The following is a 21,105-nucleotide window of genomic DNA, read 5'->3' as shown; positions in this document are numbered from 1 at the left end:
TCATGTTAAAACAGGTAAAACTCGCGGTTTTTCTTGAAATAAAAACCCTTTTTCGCTTTATCTGCTGGAAAAGTCTTATTATATTGGGGCTGATTCCTGTGTTTTTTAGTGATCGATCCCAGAGGAATACCGTATTAAATTTCGTCAGTTAAAAGGAAACAACAATGAAGAAACTGTTAACTCTTAGTATCACCCTCGCTTTATGCGTGCCATCAATTCAAGCAGATGAGCATGCACTTAACTTAAAAAATACCCATGGTAAAGCTGCGACAGCCGCAACAATAAAAGCTAATAAGGAATTAGCTGCCTCTCTTAATTTTAATGATACAAGGGCATTTGAAAACGATAAAAAAGGCTTAATTGCGCCATTTGACAAAGAAACTGGCGACATCATTCGCAATAGTTTTGATTTTATTAATCTTGATAGTGCTGATAATGCCCCCGATACAGTCAATCCTTCTCTTTGGCGCCAAGCTGTTCTCAATCAAGGCGCACAAGGTCTATATGAAGTGCTTCCTGGCAAAGTATATCAAGTACGTGGTGCAGATTTAGCCTCGTTAACTTTTATCAAAGGCGAGACGGGCTGGATAGTTTACGATGTGCTAACAGTAAAAGAAGCGGCTGCACAAGTGCTCAAATTTTTCTTCAAAAATGTGCCTGATGGTCAAGATTTACCAATAGTCGCCATGCTTTATTCTCATTCTCATGCTGATCACTTTGGCGGCGCACGTGCAATTCAAGAAGCGTTTCCAGATGTGAAAGTGTATGGCTCAAAAAACATCACCAAAGAAGCCGTAGATGAAAATGTGTTAGCAGGAAACGCGATGTCTCGTCGTGCTGCTTATCAATATGGCGCAACACTCGATCGTAATGAACAAGGGATCGTTGATGCCGCCCTAGCAAAGGGGATTTCATATGGTGAAATCACCTACGTGAAGCCTGATTATGAGTTAAATCATAAAGGGAAAATCGAAACACTGACCATTGATGGTGTTGAAATGGTGTTCTTAGATGCTTCTGGTACTGAAGCCCCCTCAGAAATGGTGACTTATATCCCATCGATCAAAGCTCTTTGGACAGGTGAGGTGACGTATCAAGGCATGCACAATGTGTATACGTTACGTGGTGCCAAGGTGCGTGATTCATTGAAATGGTCAAAAACCATCAATGAAATGCTGCATTATTTTGGTGGCGAAGCACAAACTTTGTTTGGTTCTCACTCTGCACCGATTTGGGGTAATGAAGAAATCCAAGATTATTTGAAAATGCAGCGCGATGCGTATGGGTTTACCCATAACCAAACGTTACGCTTAGCTAATAATGGTGCGGTGTTACAAGACTTAGGCGATGCTATTTATGACGTGATGCCAACCAGCATTTACCAGTCATGGCATACCAATGGTTATCACGGTACGTATTCACACAACGCGCGAGCGGTGTATAACATGTACTTGGGTTACTTCGATATGAACCCAGCTAATTTAAACCCATTACCAACTAAAGCCGAATCGAGAAAGTTCGTTGAATATATGGGTGGTGCTAAAGAAGTGTTGTCTCGTGCGACAAAGGATTTCAACCAAGGTGAATACCGCTTTGTCGCGACGGCACTCAATAAAGTCGTGATGGCGGAGCCTGATAACATGTTAGCGCGTGCGTTATTAGCCGACACTTATGAGCAGTTAGGTTATCAAGCTGAAGGGGCGGGTTGGCGTAATATTTACCTAACTGGCGCACAAGAGCTTCGTTTAGGTAAAGTGTCACCGGGTGCACCAAAATCAGCGTCAGCTGATGTCGTGTCAGAAATGGACATTGGTATGCTACTGGACTTTATTGCCGTACAAGTCGACTCAATGAAGGCGCAACACACGCCCTTTACTATGAGTGTGCAGTTACAAGGTACCAATGATTTTTATTATGTAGAGATGTCGAACGGTAACTTAAGCAACATTAAGCTTGATAAACTAAAGCCAGCCGATGCAGAGTTAGTGCTTGACGATGCAGCATTTAAGCAAATTTTGTTCGGACAAGCTAAATTAGCTGATTTAGTGTCGCAAAATAAAGTCGGCTTTAAAGGTGATGAGAATGTTGTGAATAAGCTGGCTTCATCATTAGTTGAATTCAATTCTGCTTTTGAGATTGTTCCATTTAGTGAGAAACAAGTGGATGGTGGTTTTTATAAAAAATAACCGTTTCTATTAGCCATCAATCCTAAAAAGAGAGCCATTAGGCTCTCTTTTTATCCAGCTTGATTATTCAAGCAATTAAATGACACTGAGAAAACGCCCGCTTTGATATAAGCCCATCACTAATCCTCCACCGCCGCCAAGCAAACCACCCGTCAAGCCAATAAGACAGCCGATGAACGATGAATGAGCTGACAAGCTTGGTGTTGTTGACACGGCTTTATGAACCAACAGCGCATTACGAGCAATCACACCAAACATCATCAAAAAACTGACACAGATCACCAGCCATCCCTCGGTATATTCATACCCCACCGTCATTAACAGCGCCCCGACAATAATGGCGATGGTGGTTTGATTTCGAAGGGTTAATAATTGCTGACGAAGGTTATTATCGGTGACTTTTTTCAGCACCCAATGCATGCTGAGCAAGTGAGCGCTGACAGCGAGCATAGCACCAATTATCGCGCCACCAAGCAACATGAAGAGTTTTACGAACCAAGAGCTTTGACTAGTGGTGACGGAATGAGTAACGCTCGCTGCTGCAACTGGCGTTGATGCCAGTGTGCTCATTACTAAAAAACCACTAATGGAGGTGGGGACTGTGGCCAGTAAAACCTCACCATATTGTTTGAGCATTTTGTTTTTGATTAAGGCCCGCACACGCTCTAAGCGTTTTCTGACTGTCGCACGATTGAGCCCCAAAAGCTGCGCGACCGCTTCGCTATCTTGTTGCTCGCGATAAAACAGCACGAGTATTTCACGGCTTTCGGCAGGGAGCTCAGCCAGCAATGAGCCGAGTACTTGGTTTTGCTGTTGCTTGATTAATGATTCATCAAGAGTGGTTTTTTGGCACACCAGTTGTTCAAGTATTTGTTCGGTCTCACTTTGAGAGGCAAAACGGCTACTGTGCTTATCGCGCAATGAATTGAGTGCCATGTAACGAGTTATTTGCCTCACCCAAGGCAAAAAGCTATGGCTTTGCTTGAGCTGATTAATGTCTTGCCAGATTTTAATGTATACTTTTTGGCTGACATCATGGGCGGTATCAAGATCGTGGGTGATGGCCAGTGCAATGCTGTTAACGGTGGTGATGCTTAACGAAATCAGTTCCGACATGGCTGCTTTGTCACCTTGTTGAGCATGTTCAACAAACGTATGCATCTGTTGCTCGCGTAGTGAAATATTCATTGTTATTTTCCTGTTAGCAGTGGCTTAATGACTTGCATAAATCCTGTAAAATCATCCCACATCATAAAATGGCGATCATGGATATTGCTGATTAATTCGCCTTGTGGGAATAAACTCACCTGAGCTTGGTATAGCGCGGTCGCAGCCTTTATGTCCTCTGGTCTTGATAATCCACCGAGTGCGGCCAGTAATGATACGGGCACGTTAATCAAAGAGGCCTGCGAGCGTAAATCGGTCAGCATTAAGGTTTCCAATGCTGATGCCGCAGTGCTCGCATCGGATAGCGCAGCCATCTCAACAATGCGCTGTTGGTCGGCATGCGATGTGGCTTGCCTTTGAACTCCTTGTTGCGTCAATGTTTCAAGCTGTGCGCGAGAGGCATTGTGATACATTTGGGTTAAAAAAGGAACTCGAGCAGCCAGATCGCTGACTTGTGTTTCTTTATTTTGGGTAAAAATGGGGCCTATATACGGCAAACCATCTACGGCAATGATGCGTGAAATAGCCGGACTCTCAAGAGCCAGCCAATAAGCCATAAATGCACCTAGGCTGTGGCCCATCACTTGTGTATCAGCCATCTCTGGTTGGTTTAAATAGTGTAATAGTGCCGATTTAGCGCTCGGTAAAATGGTGTCTTTAGCATCACAAGGGGGCGTGTCACCAAAGCCTGCTATCTCAACTAAATGCACCCGATGACTTTTGGCAAGCTCCTGCTGCGTTGCTTGCCATACTCGGCCATCGCTCATAAACCCAGGCAGTAACATCACGTTAGGGCCTTGCCCGGAGACGGTGACTTTGATGCAGGAGTCGTTAGCTGCTTTGCTTGCGGTACTTATAAATAAAAAAATAGACAGTATGATTACAATGATTTTCATGTGTTGGCCTTTTAATAATGAGTGTGAGTTACTAACCAAGACACTTCAAATCGATAAGCTGTGACAAAAAAGTGTTTATAAAGACAAAAATAATTATAGGAGAGGCCGTTTATTAAAAATGGCATGATTTGACACACATTTACCATTAATGAAAAAGCGTACAATAAAGTGTGAGGTTATTGCTAGTTTGGTCAAGTTATACCGAGCTCTTCAATGCGTGAATAGCCCGGTATGGATGTTAGTTAAAAGTATTGTTTAGACAAGGTATTGTGTAATGAATGGATGCCTAGCTGCAGCTCATCGATAAATTCATGCAAGGAATCTTGTTTAAGCGTTTTTAATTGGGCCTGCGCTAATTCTTGATATAAATCTGACAATTCAGTGGTGATTGCTGTGCTGTTAGGTAAATCATTCAGACAATACTCCACCTGCTTTAGCGTGTGTTTAAGCGCACGAGGAAACTGCTCATCAAGGAGTAAAAAGCGTAGCACGTCATGGCGGTTAACTCTTAAACGCATTTGTCGGCGATACATTTGATAACCTGTTAACGATTTGAGCACACTCATCCATTGGATATTTTCAAACGGTGCGCTGTCTTGATCGACATTGGGTAATAAGGTCGCTGAGCGGACATCGATGATCCGTGTGGTCATATCTGCACGTTCTATATTTCGACCTAATCGAAGAAAGTCGTAACCTTCATCATGGGTCATTGAGCCTGCAAGTGTTCCTGTTATTGCTTGATTAGCTTGTATGATTTTGTTCAAGTTATCGTATCTGTGCCGGCTGTGTTTTGGGTGAGACAACTGTTCTTTTGCGGTTAAATACAGGCTATTTATTTGCTCCCATACTTCGCGGGGAATTATTTCACGAATGGTGCGGGCGTTTTCGCGAGCAGCCATAAGAGAGTTTAAAATGGAACTGGGGTTATTGGCCTCAACCATCAAAAATGCACTGACATTGGCTTCATTGACCTGCGCATAAACAGCATTAAATGCATCGGTGGTTGAAGTGATTTCCAAAAGTGGTTGCCAACCCAATTTGATATGTTTGGGTAAGTCGAGAAGTAAGTTAGTGTTCACATTTATAATGCGCGCTGTATTTTCTGCGCGTTCGAGATAACGACCTAACCAATAAATATTACTAGCAACACGTGAGAGCATACTCATACAGACTCCATATCGACAATCCAAGTATCTTTACTACCACCACCTTGTGATGAATTGACCACCGTTGAACCTTTCACCAAAGCAACACGTGTGAGGCCACCCGTGGTGACGGTGATGTCTTTAGCACTGAGAATAAATGGACGTAAATCCAAATGACGAGGCTCCACTTTTTGTTCTACAAATGTTGGCGCGGTCGATAAAATCAACATAGGTTGGGCAATGTAATTGCGAGGATCGTCTTTGACACGTTGACGAAACTCTTCATGCTCCTCGGGCGAGGCATGGGGGCCGATCAGCATGCCATAACCCCCCGATTCGTTCGCTGGTTTGACGACCAGTTTTTCGATGTTGTTGATCACATAATCCAGATCATCTGGGTTAATACATTTATAAGTCGGTACGTTCGGTAAAATGGCCTGTTCGCCTAGGTAATATTCAATAATTTCAGGCACAAATGAATACACGACCTTATCATCAGCCACGCCACTTCCTGGGGCATTCGCTAAAGCAACGTTTCCAGCTTGCCAAGCACGCATTAGCCCTGGGACACCTAAGGTTGAGTCGGGTAAAAAGACTTCAGGATCTAAATATAAATCGTCAATGCGGCGATAAATGACATCGACCCGCGATAGCCCTTCAATGGTGCGCATGTAGACGCAGTTATCGTCTTGGACAACTAAATCATCACCGACGACGAGTTCAGCCCCCATTTGTTGTGCTAAATAAGCATGTTCAAAGTAGGCTGAATTGTAAATCCCTGGGGTTAACACCACGATTTCAGGTTCAGGGATATCCCGCGGAGAAAGTGCTGCCAGCATGTCATATAATTGCGATGGATAATCATCGACTGGCAAAATATTATATTTTTCAAACATATCAGGGAAAACACGTTTCATAACTTGGCGGTTTTCGAGCATGTAAGAAACACCCGATGGCACACGTAAGTTATCTTCTAAGACATAAAACGTGCCGTCGTTGTCACGGACTAAATCAGAGCCGCAAATATGGGCCCAGATCCCCAAGGGCGGAGAAAAGCCTTTACATTGCGGCAAGAAGTTTTTCGACTTGTCGAGCAAGTGGGCAGGAAAAACCCCATCTTTAATTATCTTTTGTTCGTTGTAGAGATCATCAATAAATAAATTGAGTGCTTTGACGCGCTGTTTCAAGCCTGTCTCAATTGTGAGCCAATGTTTCTTGTCGATTAAACGAGGAATAATATCGAATGGCCACGCCCGATCAATCGAGCCTTCTTCATCGTTATAGACACGAAAAGTGATCCCCATGGTTTGAATAGCAAGGTCAGAGGCGGCTTTAAACTCTTTAATATCTGCATCGCTAAGATGGGATAAATAATCAGATAAGTGCTGAGCAACAGGGCGAGATTGGCTTGGGGCTGAAATAAGCTCATCATAGAAGTTTTGAACTTCATAATGGCTCCAGTTGATGGTCATCGTGTATTCCTTTTTTAGTTGACACTGTCTGAGCTTAGTTTAAAACAATTAAAAATCAATTGGTTGAATCTATTTCGCAAGTTTGATTGTCTCATGGACAAAGCGCAGTTTATTTAATGCAGAAATCGAAATCACAAATGGGTAAGCTTCATCATGGCCCATACTCCGGTTTATCGCATTGAGTGTCCGAGTCAATTTGCACCAATCATCAAAAAGTTGGGTGAAGCTAATCGCCGTATAAGCATCGTCAACGATGGTGCATTTTTGCAATGGATTTTTAATATCTTGATGCGCTAAGCACATTTTAAAGTCATTGGCCGTTTCGAGGGTATCGACCATGTTGAGATAATGCGCCCACGTTTCAGCCCAATCTTCCCAAGGGTGCATACTGGCGTAGGCACTGATCCACACATTTTGCCATTGATCAGATGGACCATTTTTATAATAGTTATTGAGTGATTCGGTATAACAGAGACGCTCATCGCCGAAAAGTGCGCGAAATTGTGCTAGTCGATCAGAGTTGTGGATTAACTTGTCCCAAAAATAATGCCCTGATTCATGGCGAAAATGGCCGATGAGTGTTCGATATTGCTCATTCATTTTTTCTCTCATTTCAACTCGAGAGCTATCTTGCGCCTCATTGAGATTGAGAGTAATTAATCCTGAGGCATGACCGGTGACGACAAAATCTTTTACCGTTAATTCGTTGCCATACTCATCTTGAGTTTGATCTTCTAAAAATGAAAACCCTAACCCGGTTTTTGGATCATCAGCTCGGCTTATGATTGGCAAATTTAGTTTTAACAAAGTGAACAATAAACGCCGTTTAGCAATTTCCATTCGGTACCAAAGTTGACTGTTGCCCGGCTTTTGTAAGTTGGGAATTTCGACATTGAGCCGACAAGAGATGCAGTAATCATGGGGATCGTTTTCATCGACAAGCCAATTACACACATCGTGTTGCCAGTAGTTTTTGCATTGTCTGTAGCGCTTGGTGCTATCTGCGACTGTGTAAAGCCCATTTCCGACAGGAAGCGTGGCTTTAAGTTGAAGCTCATCAGGGACAAAACCAAGCACAGACGAACACTGTACACATTGAGTATTCACAAAATGAAGTGTGTTTCCACATTGGCAAGTGAAAGTTTTCAAGCGCAGCTCCTAATTTGACTGATTGTTAAGACACTGAGTGTCAGCGTCGTAACCCTGCCACATACATATCATTATAGCGCGCAGGTAGATAGCTTTATTGATTTGTTTTTTATAAAAATAGGGGGCGTTTGGCGCTGATTTTCGCTGCACCGTTAAGCTGGGTTTGGTATAGTTAACTTAATAATAACAATCATTATTGTTACAGGTTAACAGTGTGTTGTTCCTGTTATTTTTAAGGAGTAAAAAATGAAAAAATGGATTGCTTTGCTTGGTTTGCTGACTGTCTCAGAGGCGTTTGCCGCTCAGAACGAGGTGATTAATGTCGAACGGGTTGTCACCGAAGAATTAAATCTCGCTTTTCCTAATGATAAAAATATTTATGCAAATTCGAGTGATTTTAAAATTAGCAATTATGTCATGATGAGTAACGACAAAGGAGAGCGCTGGGCTGTTTTGACCTTGAGTAACACATCTCGAGGAAGCCGCACACTTGAGAACAGTCATTTATTAGCCACTTTTGCTGATGGCGAACGCCGCAGCCCGCATGAATTTAAGCTTAATTTTCAAGGGGGCGAAACTCAATCAATAACTGTGACATTTGGTGAGTATCAATTTCCCATATTAACCATTAATACTGAGAGTTAATTCGCGCAAGCCGCTATAATCGAAGTCGCTTAGTGTACTGAGTTCAATATATTTTCTTACTAAAAGAAAAGGATTATCTATGATTTATACCACCACAGAAACGGTACCAGGGCGTGACATTACTGAGATTTTAGGGGTGATCACTGGCAATGTCGTGCAATCAAAGCATTTAGGTCGTGACATTATGGCTGGGCTAAAAAGCATTGTTGGTGGTGAAATTCGTGGTTATACCGAAATGCTCACCGAGGCACGTAATGTCGCCGTTGAGCGTTTAGTGGTAAAAGCGCACGAAAAAGGAGCTGATGCGGTGGTGGGGATTCGTTTTACCACCAGTGCAATCATGGACGGTTCATCAGAAATTATGGTCTTTGGTACGGCGGTGCGCTTAGGGCCTTAATTGAAAGAAGTATTTTAGGATTGGGAGACTTTTGCACTTACTGGTCTAATCAGTTATAAAGGTGAACAATATTCGGAGCGTGCACCTTTATGAAGATACATACAATTGATGGGTTTATTCAATCAATTTACTTGGTTGAATATCCAGATAAATTCCTGCTGCTAGATGGTTGTAGCCGTGCAGATCACCAGCGCGTGATTGACTATATCGAGCATACGCTTAACCGTAGCCGTTATGAGCTTACTGTTATTTTAGTGACCCATATGCACCCTGATCATGCCGGAGGGGTGCATCAATTAGCTAAAAGTTGTCATGCAAAAATAGCGACAAGTAATGCGCCGGGGCAATGGTATAGTGGCATTGATGGCCTCTTAATGCATTGGACTGACATGCTGCTCGCGGCGTATGTTGGTCAGCGTAAAGGAAAACGCTGGCAAATACGTTATTACCCTCGTCATTTAAAAGCGGATTACTATTTGGCTGATGGCATGACAGTGCCCGACTTTGATGACTGGCAAATTTTGCATACTCCAGGGCATACCGACCGTGATATTTCGGTGCTTCATCTGCCTTCAAAGCGCATCTATGTGGCCGACTTAATGGTCAAAGTGAAAGGCAAACTAATTGCGCCATTTCCGCTCTTTTACCCTAAACATTATTGCCACTCTTTGCTTGCTATCAAGTTACTGGCACCTCAATCTGTTTTGTTGGCCCATGAAGGTGAAATGCTATTTTCTGAGATTGACTTTGATGGCCTCATCGACAGCGCACCGACAGTCCCGGTTACGCATTGGCGCTCGATTAAATCAAAGTTTAAACAAGCCCTTTTTTCACGTCGATAATCGCACTTTGTTATTTTTTGCCTTTCTCACTTTGCTGGTGATGAGGTGACTTGAATTATTCAAATGACACTCAGTACTGATGGGTGCTGTTAGCTATAAAGGCATTTAAATTCAAGTGGGTACCAAGTTTTCAATATAAATAATACAAACATTATTTTTTATTGATAATATTTAGCCGAAGTTTCGTGTCTAGGCTTCATGCTTTTTTCCTTCATGCTGTATGAAATTAAAACAGCAGTTATTTATTTAGGAAAATCATGATTTTAAGATATCAACTCGCCGCGCTATTTGCCGCTTGTGCACTTCTGAGCGGATGCGGAGGCAGTGATCCGCAAAGTACCCAATTAGAGCAAAATAAACAGCCCGATAAAGTCGAGCAATCGCGTTTAGTGTGGGAAAAGCCCTTACCCGTAGCCAGTTTTGCTTATTACTCCTCGCCTGCATTGAGCGCTGATGAACAAACAATTTATATCGGCACAGCGAAAAATGTCCGCAATAGCCCCAGTGGCAATGATGCCATGGTGGCGTACAACCGAGATGGTTCTGAAAAGTGGCGCCATGTCTTACCCAATGGTGAAGAAGTGCGCTCAAGCCCTGTTGTTCATCAACAAAATATTTATTTTACTGTTGATAAACGCACGGCAGAATTTACAAAAACCTACCGCGATTTAGTGGCGTTAAATCAAGATGGTCAGCAAATTTGGCGTAAACGGGTTTCAGAATATGGCTTTCAAACTGGCTCTGGTTTAACCAAAGTGGTGGCGTATCAAGATCAGGTTATTTATACCGGTCTGGATATTTTTGCCTTTAATACACACACTGGCGAAAGCGTATTTGAACGACTGTGTAATTGCCCAGAGCGTCAAGATCGTTTTGTTAATGCTGCAGTTAACTACCAGGGGGAACTGGTTTTTTATGATGAAGGACGTGTACTGAAACTTGATTTAAACAATTATGAATTACAGGGTGAATTTAAAGATATCGCGGCGTTTGAAGGGGATTTGGTTTTTTCAACGCCTGCAATTGATACAAATAATAATAGCTATTTTGGCTCGGAAGCCGGTATTTTATACAGTTTTGATGACAATTTAGATTTACGCTGGCAATTTTCATTACCCAATCCACAAGTCTTTGAAGCGCCCCATATTCGTTCCTCGGTTGCGATAGATGAATCCCGTGGCACACTTTACTTTGGCACTAAAAATAATGAAGAAAGTACCTTCTATGCCCTTGATCTCACTACCCAAGCGATAAAGTGGCAAATGGCTATCAGTGGCGACGTTTATGTTTCGCCAGCAATTGGTGATGATGGTTATGTCTATGTTTCTTCAGAATCCAGCCTCGTTTATGCCTTTAAACCGTCAGGTGAGTTAGCATGGCAATATGATTTAAAAGCCAATGTCACTTGGTCTTCGCCGGCAATTGATAGCCAAGGGATCTTGTATATCGGCACGCTATCAGAAGCGGATTTGTCATCAACGGGAGCAACCGGAAAACTCATTGCCTTACAAACAGATAGTAGCGGTTTAATGGCAAATACTTGGGCGAAGATACACCAAAACAACCAAAACAGCGGCGTTGCCAATTAATGAAGAGTTAACGTCTTCCTCCCCACCCTGCACCAAAGCAATCAATGTGGCTGCGGTGCATTTTTATCAGGTCATCAGAGTGGATTTATCACCGAAAAACGCTGATCTGAGACACTCCAATAGCCTTTATCTGAAACAATTAACAGTTTGTAATTGCTACCGCGACCATTAAAAAGTGCGGGGTCAAACTCAAACACTCCGGTATTGGGCAGGGCTTGGGCAAATTGATACCAGCGTTTGTTATGTAATGTATCTAAATCGACCTGTTGTTTGTCACCTATCCCGCGGGGATCGTCGTGCAATACATACATCGCCACGGTTTGACCTAACAGAGTATGGTGATCCCATCTGATGGGTTTTTGTTGACCAATGGGGTAGAGATCAAATGCTGCGGGGTGTGTGATGGCTGTAACCAGCGTTTCTGGGCGTAAAAAGTGTTCTAAGCCATTATCTATGGCCACTCCTGAGGCAATACTAAATAGTCCGTCAGATAGGCTCCAATATCCTAAGTCGCTGACTAGCATAATTTTAAAACGATGAATGCCATTGGCCATAAAAATATACGGATCGATACGGGCTTGGCCGGTATTCTCGAGTTGAACGGCCGCAGGGTGCCAATCAATGTGTTTGATATTGTCAAAAGACTCAAAGTTATTCACTTCATAGTGAACCGTATGGTTAATAAGCACACTGATTGAGTGGCCAATTAATCGTTCTTTGTCCCATTTCAATACAAATTCAGAACCTATTTTCAATGTATCATTGTGTGTGGGAGAGTGAATGGCGTTGACCCGTTTTTGCGCTTCAATGACACCGCTTTTACCTGCGAGTTTAAAATGATTGCTTGGGCTGAGAAACGGCGTTTGCAACAGCGGTGCTAAGTCACTTCGCCATTGCTGGCGGGAATGCTCTGGCAGTGTACTGAGGGTGTGATTTAATAAATGCGCAAGAGTGGGGGTTGACTGCGCGTGCTTGACTAACGCGTTGATTCGTTCATCGTTCAGCTGGTTCAACTGCCCTGATTGGTTTACTAGCTCGAGCCAAATTATTGCTTGTTGAGGGGTCAAGACGTTGAGATCCTCAAAGGCCGAAAATAACACTTTAGTATCGAGTTGCATCAGCGCGTGTTGCGCCTGATATTTTGCTAACAAAATATCGTAATATCGGGGTGAGGAGAGAGAAGACTCGTTCAGTAATTCATCCGCATGGAGAATAACAGAGGAATACTTTCGCACTGTGAGCCCAAGCGCTAAGCTGTCGAAGCGTGCCTCTGTGCACGAGGCTGAGTTATCGTTACAAAGTGCTAGCTGTTTGTTGAGAAAATTATGGGCTTGTAGGAAGTCTCGCTCTTTTAAGTAATAACGGTATTGATCATTGAGCACAGTGATTAGCTCATGCTTGAAATGTGGCTGCAACTGTTGATAAATAAACATGGCTTTATTGAGCGCTTGTTCCTGATCGAGAAGCGCATTCAAATCGGCATATAAAGTCGCCGCGATATGATTGATTTTCGCTAATTCACTGTGTAAAGGGTGAAAGTTTTCAGATGCTTTGGTTAAGGTCGCATCCAGTAAATGTTTCGCTTCTTTGAATTGTTTATGCTGAATAAATTGGCTACTTTGCATCAATGACCACCACCCCTGATAGGCAAGGAAATCGGGCGAAAATGGCGCGTCTGCAGTGGCTAACTCATGATTTAATTGCGGGTGATTAGCACGAAGAATAAACACATGCTTACGCAACTCAAATCTTAATTCTGACGCGATGTTACTGTGCATCAATTGTTTGATTGAGCGGGCCTCTTGTTCATCGTATTGGGTTTGAGTGAGCCAACCAAGCAGCAATACCTCATCGTGATTGGGATACTGTTGCGCTAAAGTACGCCATAGGCTTTGCGCCTCAGTAAGATGACCTAAGCTGATTAAGCTTTTCACTTGTAAAATTTTCACATCGAGTTTGGGCTCGCATAATGCGAGTATTTCCAGTGCTGCAGCAAAGTTGCCGTGTCGATACAAACTGGTTGAAACAGTCATTAATACACTGTGTTTATTTTGCGGGCTTAATTGACTGTCTTTGACCTGTTCAACCCCAGCGAGTAACACATCAGACACGGATAACTTAGTGCCATTGGGTGCTAAGGGTGTGCTGCTAGTCAGTAAGTTTTGATAAAAAGACAGCAGTTCATTTTGTTGAATTGCAGCGTACTTTTGCTCATCTTGGTAAAGGTAGAGCCCAGCGCAAGCTACACTGAGCAAGATAAAAGAGCAAGCCAGCAAGGAAGCCGTTAATGGAGAGCGGCGGACAAATTTTCTAAGAATATACCGATGAGAATGGTTAAACCACAACAATGGCCGATGTGCCAGATGAGTGGTTAAGTCTTGTTTTAAACTGTCTGCCGAAGTAAATCGCTCGCTTGGATTGTGTGCCTGAGCTTTATTAATAATAGCTTGAAGCTCAGGGTCAACTGGCGTTATGAGCAGTTTTTCTAAAATGCGGCCGAGGCTAAAAATGTCCGATTGGGTGGTTAAGCTCTCACCCGCCAATTGTTCAGGGCTGGCGTATTCTTGGCTCAGCGCTTTGATGTACGCATTGTTTAATGGCGTATCGTGATTGATCACACTTGGGCGAGCAACGCCAAAATCAACCAGTTTAGGTTCTCCTGCATGGTTGATGAGTATATTGGCCGGTTTTAAGTCCGCATGAATGACCCGGTGTTGGTGCGCATACTCAACAGCCTCACAAATTTTTTGAAAAAGACTTAAGCGCGCCGCATGAGGCAATGGTTGGGCATAATTGAGCAGCGTGTGGCCATCAATGTATTCCATGATCATGTAAGTGCCTAAATGCGATTGTCCGACATCAAGCACATTTGCAATATTAGGGTGCGCGAGGGTGGCAAGGTATTGTGCCTCTTGGAAGACATTTTTTTCACCGTGCAGTTTGACGATCGAAGGGTAAAACAGCTTAATTGCGACATTTTGCTTGATTTGACCATCATTTCGAGTCGCTAAATAAACCGCGCCCATTCCGCCAGAACCAAGCAAGGTTGTTAGCTTAAAATAACCAATTTGCTGACCGTGTAACTCAAACAGCGCTTCGTCATGGTTGAGTAAAGGCAGTTGCGCGTTAATTAACTCGCTAAAAACGGTGTGGCCGGCGTTAGCTTCATGGCTGTGTATTAACGCTCGTACCTCTTTTAGTAGGGTTTCATTGCTCAGCCCTAAGTGGCTAAGCCCTTGAGATAAGTGATCGCTGTGGTGTTCGAGTAAATATTCAAAGCAGCTCAACGCGTCTTCGAATTGGGGATTTAAGGTCATCATTATGCGTTGATTCTAAGTCTTAAAAAGGCTTTAGCTGCATCGAGTTCTCGGTAAATAGTGGCTAATGACACCTCAAATTGTTTTGCCAACGCTTTGGGATCAAAGCCTAAAAAATAATGTTGTGAAAAAATATGGGCTTTTTGTGGGTGGCTTTGCTCAAGGTGATTCAAGGCTTGGTCTAAAGCTAAAAAATCATCTTGGCGTTTAATGCGCGCATTGTGGTGTAATTCGATGGTTGCGGGAGTGCGTTTTTTGGCTTGGAACTTTCGGATTTCGTCTCGTAAAACATTACGAATAAAGAGGCTGAGATAGGTATTAAACTGAGTTTGGTGTTCAATGGTTTGTCGCGGTGGGATCAAGTCAATTAACGATTGATGCAATAGTGATCCTGTATGGGGTAAGTGCTGTAAAATATACGTCGAGTCAATTTTTTCTCGGTAGCTTTGTAAATGTTGCTGACAAATAGCATGCAAATGATAATAAAGCCGCGCTTTTAGTTCGTCGGCACTTTTATGACAGCCATTTTGCCAGCCTGTTATTAACGCTTCGAGTGATGACTCCATGCATCCAAATCCCTTTGTTGAATTGTTCTATAAGGTACAATTCTAACGAGTTGATAACAAGTACTAATTCATTAGTATGAGTTTTATCAGCGAATTTATGGGGAAATGTACAAAATCAGCAGCGCTATCGTCACGTCTTAACATTGCCAGAGCATTTCATATTCATGCTCTGTTTCGCCGACTTGCTGAAAGCCGAGACGTAAATACAGGTTTTGTGCGGGGTTGGATTTAAACACGGTTAAATATACATCTGCACTAGCTGCTTTGGCCTGTTCGAGTAGTTGACTGACTAGCGTGCGGCCAATTGCACGGTTTTGAAAATCCGGATGGATCTGAATTTGTACTAAAAACCATTGGTTTTTCTCAGGTAAAAAGCAGGCTTTGAATAGTCCTGCAGTTTGGTTGTCGACCGTGACAATTTGCGCACAGTCAAATCGATACATCACGCGCTCGCGATACGATTCTTCATTAGTTGGCAGGCCCATCTCGGCAATGTGCGGCCCCATCGTCTTAGCCCGCAATTGCAGTAAAAAATCAGTGTCAGTAGGTGTTGCTGCTCTAAGCGCAATATTCATGTTTACCTCTGCTAGGTAGATAGTCGTGTTGTTTATTGGGCAAATAAATTTGTCGAATTGAGTAATCTTCGGGCACTCACATCCTGCGTTAATGTACCTTAAAATCTCTAATGATGGTTGAAAATTATTTTGTAATGTACCAGAGACTCACTAATCTGAATGAATTTTGGTTTGTTTTCTTGCCGTGCTAAATAGGGCAATCAAAATACAGCTGAGTGAATGAGTGAATGAGTGAATGAGTGAAGGCTGCCACAGGTGATGTGGCAGCCAAAAAGTGGTTAGAATGTATAGCTGAGGGTTAGATCAATTGAGCGAGGCTCGCCTGGTTGCACCCAAATTTGCGTGTATGAGTTGGGGAAGTAGGTACGGTCAAATAGATTTTGGACTTGCAGTTTCACTTCAAACTGCTGCGTTAAATCATATTTAGCAAATAGATTAGCTAGGGTGTAGGCTGGCAAATAAAAATCTGAGCCTCGTTGACCTAAGCGTTGATCAACATAGTTGGCCCCAATCCCCACTGTCAGTGCTTGCTCAAATACAGCCAGTTGTTTGCTAATTTGGATACTTGCAGTGTTTTGTGGGATATTGAGCAGTTCATCGCCTTTTTTCAAAGCCACTCCGAGGCCAGTATCTTTTGCATCTTTATCTACTTGGGCATCAATGTATGCATACGAGAACCAGACATCTACATCACCTGGTAGCTGTCCTGATATATCGAGCTCCACCCCTGAACTGCTCGCTTGGCCAATTGCACTGTGATAACCCGGGTTGGCTGCATCAGCCACAATAATATTTTTTTGTGTACTGTCAAAATAGGCAACAGTGACACCCAGTTTATTATCGAGCAGATTGAATTTAGTGCCGATTTCGACCGAGTTGCTCTCATTAGGCTCAAAACCTTGACCCATGGCATCAGTACCAAAATTTAGGCGATATCCTTCACCGTAACTTGAGTATAACGACCAATGTTCATTGAGCTGATAAACTACACCCGCTTGTGGGCTAAAATGGGTTTCAGATTGTTCTGCTGAGACGTGTTTGATTTGGTCATCGAGGGTTTGTTTCAAACGATCAATACGGCCGCCCACTCGCACATGCAAATTATCAGTCAAACGCATTTGATCTTGTAAATATAAGCCCGTAGCGCTTTGTTTTTGTACTCTGACAATGGCCGGAACTGGGGTCGGTAGAGGATGCTGTCCATAAATAGGCTGATAAATATCAATAGCATGCAACATTTCATTGCTTGGATTGGTCGACAATGCCGGCGAGCGATACACACGGTAATCGCGATCATAATCAAATAAATCGTAATCGACCCCGACAATTAACTCGTGGGCAATGGAGCCTGTATCAAACTTCCCTGAGATCTCAGAGCGAATGACAAATTGATCCGTATCGTAATCTCGTTGACGTCTTTGGCGAGTCAACGTGCGGCCATCGTAGTAGAGTTTTTGTCGTGAAGGCGAGACTTCGGCATCACTTGATGTACCGGTTAATTGTGTGGAGCGATAACTCAAACCTGAATTAACTAACCAGTCGTTAGCTAATTCATACTGCCATTGCAGCTGGTGTCCAAGCACCTCAGTGACGGTGGCGCCATCGCCAGGTTCACCTAAAAAGCGTTCAATAGGCATCATATCAAAATCACCACCGAGCGCGAGAATCCCACGATCAAATGGAATTTCTTGACGAGCGGCTTCTAATTCATATTGCCAGACTGAACGTGCGCTTTGCTCAAATAAAGCGGAGGCCATGACGCCTTTTTTATTAATTTCGATGGTGTCACGAAAGCTGTCGCCTGTTTCGTAAAAACCGATAATACGCGCGGCGGCTTGCTCAGTTAATCCTCCGCTGAAGTCAGCCTCTACGCGACGCTTATCTCGGCTTCCCAGTTCGAGCGCTATGCTGCCTTGTTGCTCAAAAGTGGGTTGTTTGGTGACTAAATTTATTGTGCCTCCAGGCTCACCCCGACCATACAGGGCCGCTTTGGGGCCTTTTAATACTTCAACTCGCTCAATACCCGATAAATCCCTCGGCCCAGAAAAACCACGCCCTGCATTAAAACCATTAACTAAATAGCCGCTGGGGACGTTTTCATCACCAAAAAAGCCGCGAATAGCGAAACTATCCCATAATCCGCCTAAGCTATTTTGCCGAGAGACAGATGCGGCCAAATCAAGCGCTTGAGTTAATCCTGTTACACCAGTGTTTTTAATGAGCTGCTGATTTATTTCAGAGACAGCTTCAGGCGTTTTTAATACATCAAAATTACCACGGTAAGCTTGGCGCTTAGCCGTTACTTCGATTGTTTCGATTGAGGGATCATTTTTAGCATAAGCGCTAGCAGAACATAAGCTCAGAGCAACTCCAAGGTGAATAGAGCAAAGTCGAAATGAGCGGAGGCTGATGTGCATTGTAATTCCTTTAACAATATGAGGGTTGATATTTTAGATTTGTTATATCATAACATTTTGTTTGGCTGTAATGTAAAGCGCTTATTTAATGATTAGTTCTTGAATTGTTTAAAAATAGTGTGTTGATTGATCACTTTAACGGCACCATAAAGCTGGCACAGCCAATGAATGCGCCTGATTCAACGATTATTTTTGCATCTTTGTAATACACTAAATCATCGGATAATTTCTTTTTACAATGTTTAGGAAAATAACCCTCAAAACTCACTTGCTCGGTTTTGTTAATGGTCCGTTTAAACTTAAGATCAATATCTCTCAGGTAGACTTCGCCCGCTTTTGTGGCTAATTGATTATCCCAACAGCCATAAATTATTCCGAGCTGTGAAATCCAAATCATCGCGCTTTGTGCACTGAAGTGAAATTCTCCATCTCCGGGCATTTGAAAATGTTTCACATCAATTAAACCTTTGATATAGCCTGTTTCGAGTTGAACTGAGGAAAATTCCATCACTTCTTGTTTCCAGCCGGTCTGCAAATAATCAGACATCAGTGCCTGTTGCTGTTGCGTATTTAATTGTTGCATCAGTTATCCTTTTACGTGTGGTGGGGAAAGAGTTGCTTCTTCGCTTGCTGGCGAATTGACATATAAAAATGCCAGTGCGCTGCTTATACCGATTGCTGCAAATACATACCAAGTTAAGCCCGGAATTGTTTGCTCTAAATCTAAGGTATAACCGGCTAATGCACTGCCGGTGATTAATCCAATCCCTGCAAATAAATAGAAAAACCCATAGTGCGTCGAGACCGTACCTGGCGGGGCAGAGTTGGCAATGTGTTTCATAATCAGGGGTAAACTCATGGCTGTCGCCACACTAAAAAAGAAGGCAAGCAGTCCTAATTGGATCAGCAACTGCCATTGATTGTGCACTTTAAATAACATGACTAAAAAACCACAACCCATGAGTGCAAGCCCTGCACAAATAAACACAGAGTCTTTATTAATACGCTCACTGAGCGCCGTAATAGGCAGTTGTATGATGATTGAAATCAGTGCGCATGCGCTCAATAACCACGTAATAGTGTGCAGCGGCATGGCTAACTGCCCTAAAAAAATGGGCATCGCAAACGATATTTGATTGATTAACATAAAATAACCCATCATCACCGCGCATAGTTGCAAAAAAGAGCGATTGCCTAACACCGTTTTAATTAAATCATGGGCATTAAGCCCTGCGGTTTGCTGTGATTTTTTTGGAGCGGGTAAACGATAAATAAACACGAGGGCAAAACCTAAAAAAGGAAACGCAGCGACACTGCATAGCAAAGCAAAACTGCTTGAGATGAGGGCTAAACCACACACAGGTCCAAGCAGCTCACCGGCATTTCTAGCAACACCTACAAGTGCAAACATCTCAGCTTTACTGATCGCTTTGGCATTGGCAAAGTAGGCTTGTGCAGCTGGGGTAAATAGCGCGCCAGCAAAGCCAGTTAAAAAGGCCGCTAAAAATAAAATGGCAGTGTGTTCAGCCCATAAAAACAGTACAAATCCGATTGCGCGCAACATACATCCGGTAATGATTAGCGGTTTGGCCCCAAACTTGTCAGCCAAGACGCCCCCAGCTAAAAACAAGCCTTGTTGACAAAACGAGCGTACGCCCATCACCACACCTATCAGTGTTGCGCTCAGCGCTAAATTCTCTGCTAAGTAATGGCTAAGCAGCGGGATCAACATGTAAAAACCTAAGTTAAACACGAACGCAGCAAACAGCATTAGTTTGTACTCAGGGGTTAACGCTCTAAGTGGTGCAAACAGTTGCATTAGCGTTGTCCATCCAGTGGTTTTTGCGCAATCAAAATTGAATGAAAATTATCGCTATAGGTTTGAATCTTTAATTTTGGAATAAACGGCATTAAGTCGTTCAAGGCAATGCTTGGATACAGTAATTGGCGTAAATTAAAAGCGGTTCTGACGACAATAAAACTTCCTGCGCGCATGTGGGTAAATAAGTGCGCGATTATTTGTTTTTTTACATCGCTTGATCCTGCTAACGCGGCAAGCCACACCACATCAAACTGATCAAGGTCGTCAAATTCACAAATATCGGCACAACTAAATGTTTGGTTTTGCTGGGGGTAAACGTGTTGCTGTACTTGCTTCCCAATCGAAAGTGCTTGTGGGTCGATATCAAGGTTATTGATTTTCATTCCTTGTGAACAAAGCAGCAAAGAGGTGATGGGTAATGGCCCGCTACCCGCCATTAAGACCGTTAATTCTTGTTTGCCTGAGAGCGCATAAATCGCATTTGACTCTAAACCAACCGCTCTTTGGTAATGACTAAACCACGGGTAATCAGAGGTTAAAGTGGCAATAGGGTCGGATGAGCCCAGCAGCTGTTGAGCCCAGAAGTGTTCATAACGTCCTGACGTCGTGGCAAATAGCGAGGCGATGTCATTTTTTATTTTACTCAGACAGGGCTCTGCGAGCACTTGGCTTGCAAAATTTTCATCTTGCTGATTAGACAATAAGTCCATAAACCGCGTGTACAGAGCCATATTGGGAGCGGAAAATGAATCACGCTGTATATTTTTAATTGCCTGAAATGCATCGCAAATTTTTGATGCATATTGATTGGGAGAAAGTGCCTGAATCATAAATACCTAATTTGGGAAAAAGTGTTACCTATTACATCTAAAAATGTTATAACATAACAAAAATAATCGATGCAAGTGTTTTGTTTG

Annotated in this window: 17 protein-coding genes; 5 read left to right on the top strand and 12 right to left on the bottom strand. The window is 43.0% G+C overall.

Going from position 1 to position 21,105, the window contains the following annotated elements:
• The first annotated feature begins 164 nt into the window (after nt 1-164).
• Entirely contained in the window at nt 165-2,186 is a 2,022-nt protein-coding gene (locus AC3KVK_RS19925) for an alkyl/aryl-sulfatase (protein WP_490310633.1), read from the top strand.
• A 75-nt stretch (nt 2,187-2,261) separates the two neighbouring features.
• Here AC3KVK_RS19925 and AC3KVK_RS19920 read toward each other — a convergent pair whose 3' ends face one another.
• The 5 genes from AC3KVK_RS19920 to AC3KVK_RS19900 form a co-directional block, all read right to left on the bottom strand.
• On the bottom strand, nt 2,262-3,374 hold the full coding sequence (locus tag AC3KVK_RS19920) for an RNA polymerase sigma factor (RefSeq protein WP_490310634.1): 1,113 nt from the start codon (nt 3,372-3,374) through the stop codon (nt 2,262-2,264).
• Nucleotides 3,375-3,376: 2 nt separating this feature from the next.
• The gene (locus AC3KVK_RS19915) at nt 3,377-4,249 is read right to left on the bottom strand and encodes an alpha/beta fold hydrolase (RefSeq protein WP_490310635.1); all 873 of its coding nucleotides are present in this window, start codon (nt 4,247-4,249) and stop codon (nt 3,377-3,379) included.
• A gap of 242 nt (nt 4,250-4,491) precedes the next feature.
• A complete protein-coding gene (locus tag AC3KVK_RS19910) occupies nt 4,492-5,418 on the bottom strand; it encodes an alpha-E domain-containing protein (protein WP_490310636.1) in 927 nt (308 codons plus the stop codon).
• Nucleotides 5,415-6,869, bottom strand: coding sequence for a circularly permuted type 2 ATP-grasp protein (locus tag AC3KVK_RS19905; RefSeq protein WP_490310637.1), 1,455 nt, complete (start codon nt 6,867-6,869; stop codon nt 5,415-5,417). The genes AC3KVK_RS19910 and AC3KVK_RS19905 overlap by 4 nt, the downstream gene beginning before the upstream one ends.
• Nucleotides 6,870-6,938: 69 nt before the next feature.
• Nucleotides 6,939-8,018: a zinc-binding metallopeptidase family protein gene (locus AC3KVK_RS19900; RefSeq protein ID WP_490310638.1), complete on the bottom strand. Its 1,080-nt coding sequence runs from the start codon at nt 8,016-8,018 to the stop codon at nt 6,939-6,941.
• Between the two features lie 246 nt (nt 8,019-8,264).
• Between AC3KVK_RS19900 and AC3KVK_RS19895 the strand changes: the two genes are divergently transcribed.
• The 4 genes from AC3KVK_RS19895 (at nt 8,265) to AC3KVK_RS19880 (ending at nt 11,491) form a co-directional block, all read left to right on the top strand.
• Nucleotides 8,265-8,663 (top strand): hypothetical protein, encoded by a 399-nt coding sequence (locus AC3KVK_RS19895; protein ID WP_490310639.1) that lies wholly within the window; start codon nt 8,265-8,267, stop codon nt 8,661-8,663.
• A 79-nt stretch (nt 8,664-8,742) separates the two neighbouring features.
• Entirely contained in the window at nt 8,743-9,060 is a 318-nt protein-coding gene (locus AC3KVK_RS19890) for a heavy metal-binding domain-containing protein (protein ID WP_490310640.1), read from the top strand.
• Nucleotides 9,061-9,149: 89 nt separating this feature from the next.
• Nucleotides 9,150-9,902 carry an MBL fold metallo-hydrolase gene (locus AC3KVK_RS19885; RefSeq protein WP_490310641.1) on the top strand — a complete coding sequence of 251 codons (753 nt, stop codon included), beginning with the start codon at nt 9,150-9,152 and terminating at the stop codon, nt 9,900-9,902.
• A 257-nt stretch (nt 9,903-10,159) separates the two neighbouring features.
• Nucleotides 10,160-11,491, top strand: coding sequence for a BamB-related PQQ repeat family beta-propellar protein (locus tag AC3KVK_RS19880; RefSeq protein ID WP_490310642.1), 1,332 nt, complete (start codon nt 10,160-10,162; stop codon nt 11,489-11,491).
• Nucleotides 11,492-11,565: 74 nt separating this feature from the next.
• Here the strand turns inward: AC3KVK_RS19880 and AC3KVK_RS19875 are convergent, their stop codons facing one another.
• The 7 genes from AC3KVK_RS19875 to AC3KVK_RS19845 form a co-directional block, all read right to left on the bottom strand.
• Nucleotides 11,566-14,811, bottom strand: coding sequence for a serine/threonine protein kinase (locus tag AC3KVK_RS19875; protein ID WP_490310643.1), 3,246 nt, complete (start codon nt 14,809-14,811; stop codon nt 11,566-11,568).
• Nucleotides 14,811-15,374: an ECF-type sigma factor gene (locus AC3KVK_RS19870; RefSeq protein WP_490310644.1), complete on the bottom strand. Its 564-nt coding sequence runs from the start codon at nt 15,372-15,374 to the stop codon at nt 14,811-14,813. The genes AC3KVK_RS19875 and AC3KVK_RS19870 overlap by 1 nt, the downstream gene beginning before the upstream one ends.
• A 137-nt stretch (nt 15,375-15,511) precedes the next feature.
• Nucleotides 15,512-15,949, bottom strand: a complete 438-nt coding sequence (locus AC3KVK_RS19865; protein ID WP_490310645.1) for a GNAT family N-acetyltransferase — start codon at nt 15,947-15,949, stop codon at nt 15,512-15,514.
• 278 nt (nt 15,950-16,227) lie between these two features.
• Entirely contained in the window at nt 16,228-18,366 is a 2,139-nt protein-coding gene (locus AC3KVK_RS19860; protein WP_490310646.1) for a TonB-dependent siderophore receptor, read from the bottom strand.
• Between the two features lie 130 nt (nt 18,367-18,496).
• Nucleotides 18,497-18,949 carry a hypothetical protein gene (locus tag AC3KVK_RS19855; protein WP_490310647.1) on the bottom strand — a complete coding sequence of 151 codons (453 nt, stop codon included), beginning with the start codon at nt 18,947-18,949 and terminating at the stop codon, nt 18,497-18,499.
• Nucleotides 18,950-18,952: 3 nt separating this feature from the next.
• Complete coding sequence (locus AC3KVK_RS19850; protein ID WP_490310648.1) at nt 18,953-20,185, bottom strand: MFS transporter; 1,233 nt, start codon at nt 20,183-20,185, stop codon at nt 18,953-18,955.
• Complete coding sequence (locus AC3KVK_RS19845) at nt 20,185-21,018, bottom strand: nicotianamine synthase family protein (protein ID WP_490310649.1); 834 nt, start codon at nt 21,016-21,018, stop codon at nt 20,185-20,187. The genes AC3KVK_RS19850 and AC3KVK_RS19845 overlap by 1 nt, the downstream gene beginning before the upstream one ends.
• Nucleotides 21,019-21,105 lie beyond the last annotated feature (87 nt).

It is taken from the genome of Pseudoalteromonas sp. J2K-J979 (genome assembly GCF_058169715.2).
Note: the sequence above shows the minus strand (reverse complement) of the source record. Positions and strands in the feature narration are given on the sequence as shown.

Excerpts from the sequence above, each read along its gene's own strand:
- AC3KVK_RS19925 (WP_490310633.1), top strand. The coding sequence starts at position 165 with ATGAAGAAACTGTTAACTCTTAGTATCACCCTCGCTTTATGCGTGCCA.
- AC3KVK_RS19920 (WP_490310634.1), bottom strand. The coding sequence starts at position 3,374 with ATGAATATTTCACTACGCGAGCAACAGATGCATACGTTTGTTGAACAT.
- AC3KVK_RS19915 (WP_490310635.1), bottom strand. The coding sequence starts at position 4,249 with ATGAAAATCATTGTAATCATACTGTCTATTTTTTTATTTATAAGTACC.
- AC3KVK_RS19910 (WP_490310636.1), bottom strand. The coding sequence starts at position 5,418 with ATGAGTATGCTCTCACGTGTTGCTAGTAATATTTATTGGTTAGGTCGT.
- AC3KVK_RS19905 (WP_490310637.1), bottom strand. The coding sequence starts at position 6,869 with ATGACCATCAACTGGAGCCATTATGAAGTTCAAAACTTCTATGATGAG.
- AC3KVK_RS19895 (WP_490310639.1), top strand. The coding sequence starts at position 8,265 with ATGAAAAAATGGATTGCTTTGCTTGGTTTGCTGACTGTCTCAGAGGCG.
- AC3KVK_RS19890 (WP_490310640.1), top strand. The coding sequence starts at position 8,743 with ATGATTTATACCACCACAGAAACGGTACCAGGGCGTGACATTACTGAG.
- AC3KVK_RS19885 (WP_490310641.1), top strand. The coding sequence starts at position 9,150 with ATGAAGATACATACAATTGATGGGTTTATTCAATCAATTTACTTGGTT.
- AC3KVK_RS19880 (WP_490310642.1), top strand. The coding sequence starts at position 10,160 with ATGATTTTAAGATATCAACTCGCCGCGCTATTTGCCGCTTGTGCACTT.
- AC3KVK_RS19875 (WP_490310643.1), bottom strand. The coding sequence starts at position 14,811 with ATGATGACCTTAAATCCCCAATTCGAAGACGCGTTGAGCTGCTTTGAA.
- AC3KVK_RS19870 (WP_490310644.1), bottom strand. The coding sequence starts at position 15,374 with ATGGAGTCATCACTCGAAGCGTTAATAACAGGCTGGCAAAATGGCTGT.
- AC3KVK_RS19865 (WP_490310645.1), bottom strand. The coding sequence starts at position 15,949 with ATGAATATTGCGCTTAGAGCAGCAACACCTACTGACACTGATTTTTTA.
- AC3KVK_RS19860 (WP_490310646.1), bottom strand. The coding sequence starts at position 18,366 with ATGCACATCAGCCTCCGCTCATTTCGACTTTGCTCTATTCACCTTGGA.
- AC3KVK_RS19855 (WP_490310647.1), bottom strand. The coding sequence starts at position 18,949 with ATGCAACAATTAAATACGCAACAGCAACAGGCACTGATGTCTGATTAT.
- AC3KVK_RS19850 (WP_490310648.1), bottom strand. The coding sequence starts at position 20,185 with ATGCAACTGTTTGCACCACTTAGAGCGTTAACCCCTGAGTACAAACTA.
- AC3KVK_RS19845 (WP_490310649.1), bottom strand. The coding sequence starts at position 21,018 with ATGATTCAGGCACTTTCTCCCAATCAATATGCATCAAAAATTTGCGAT.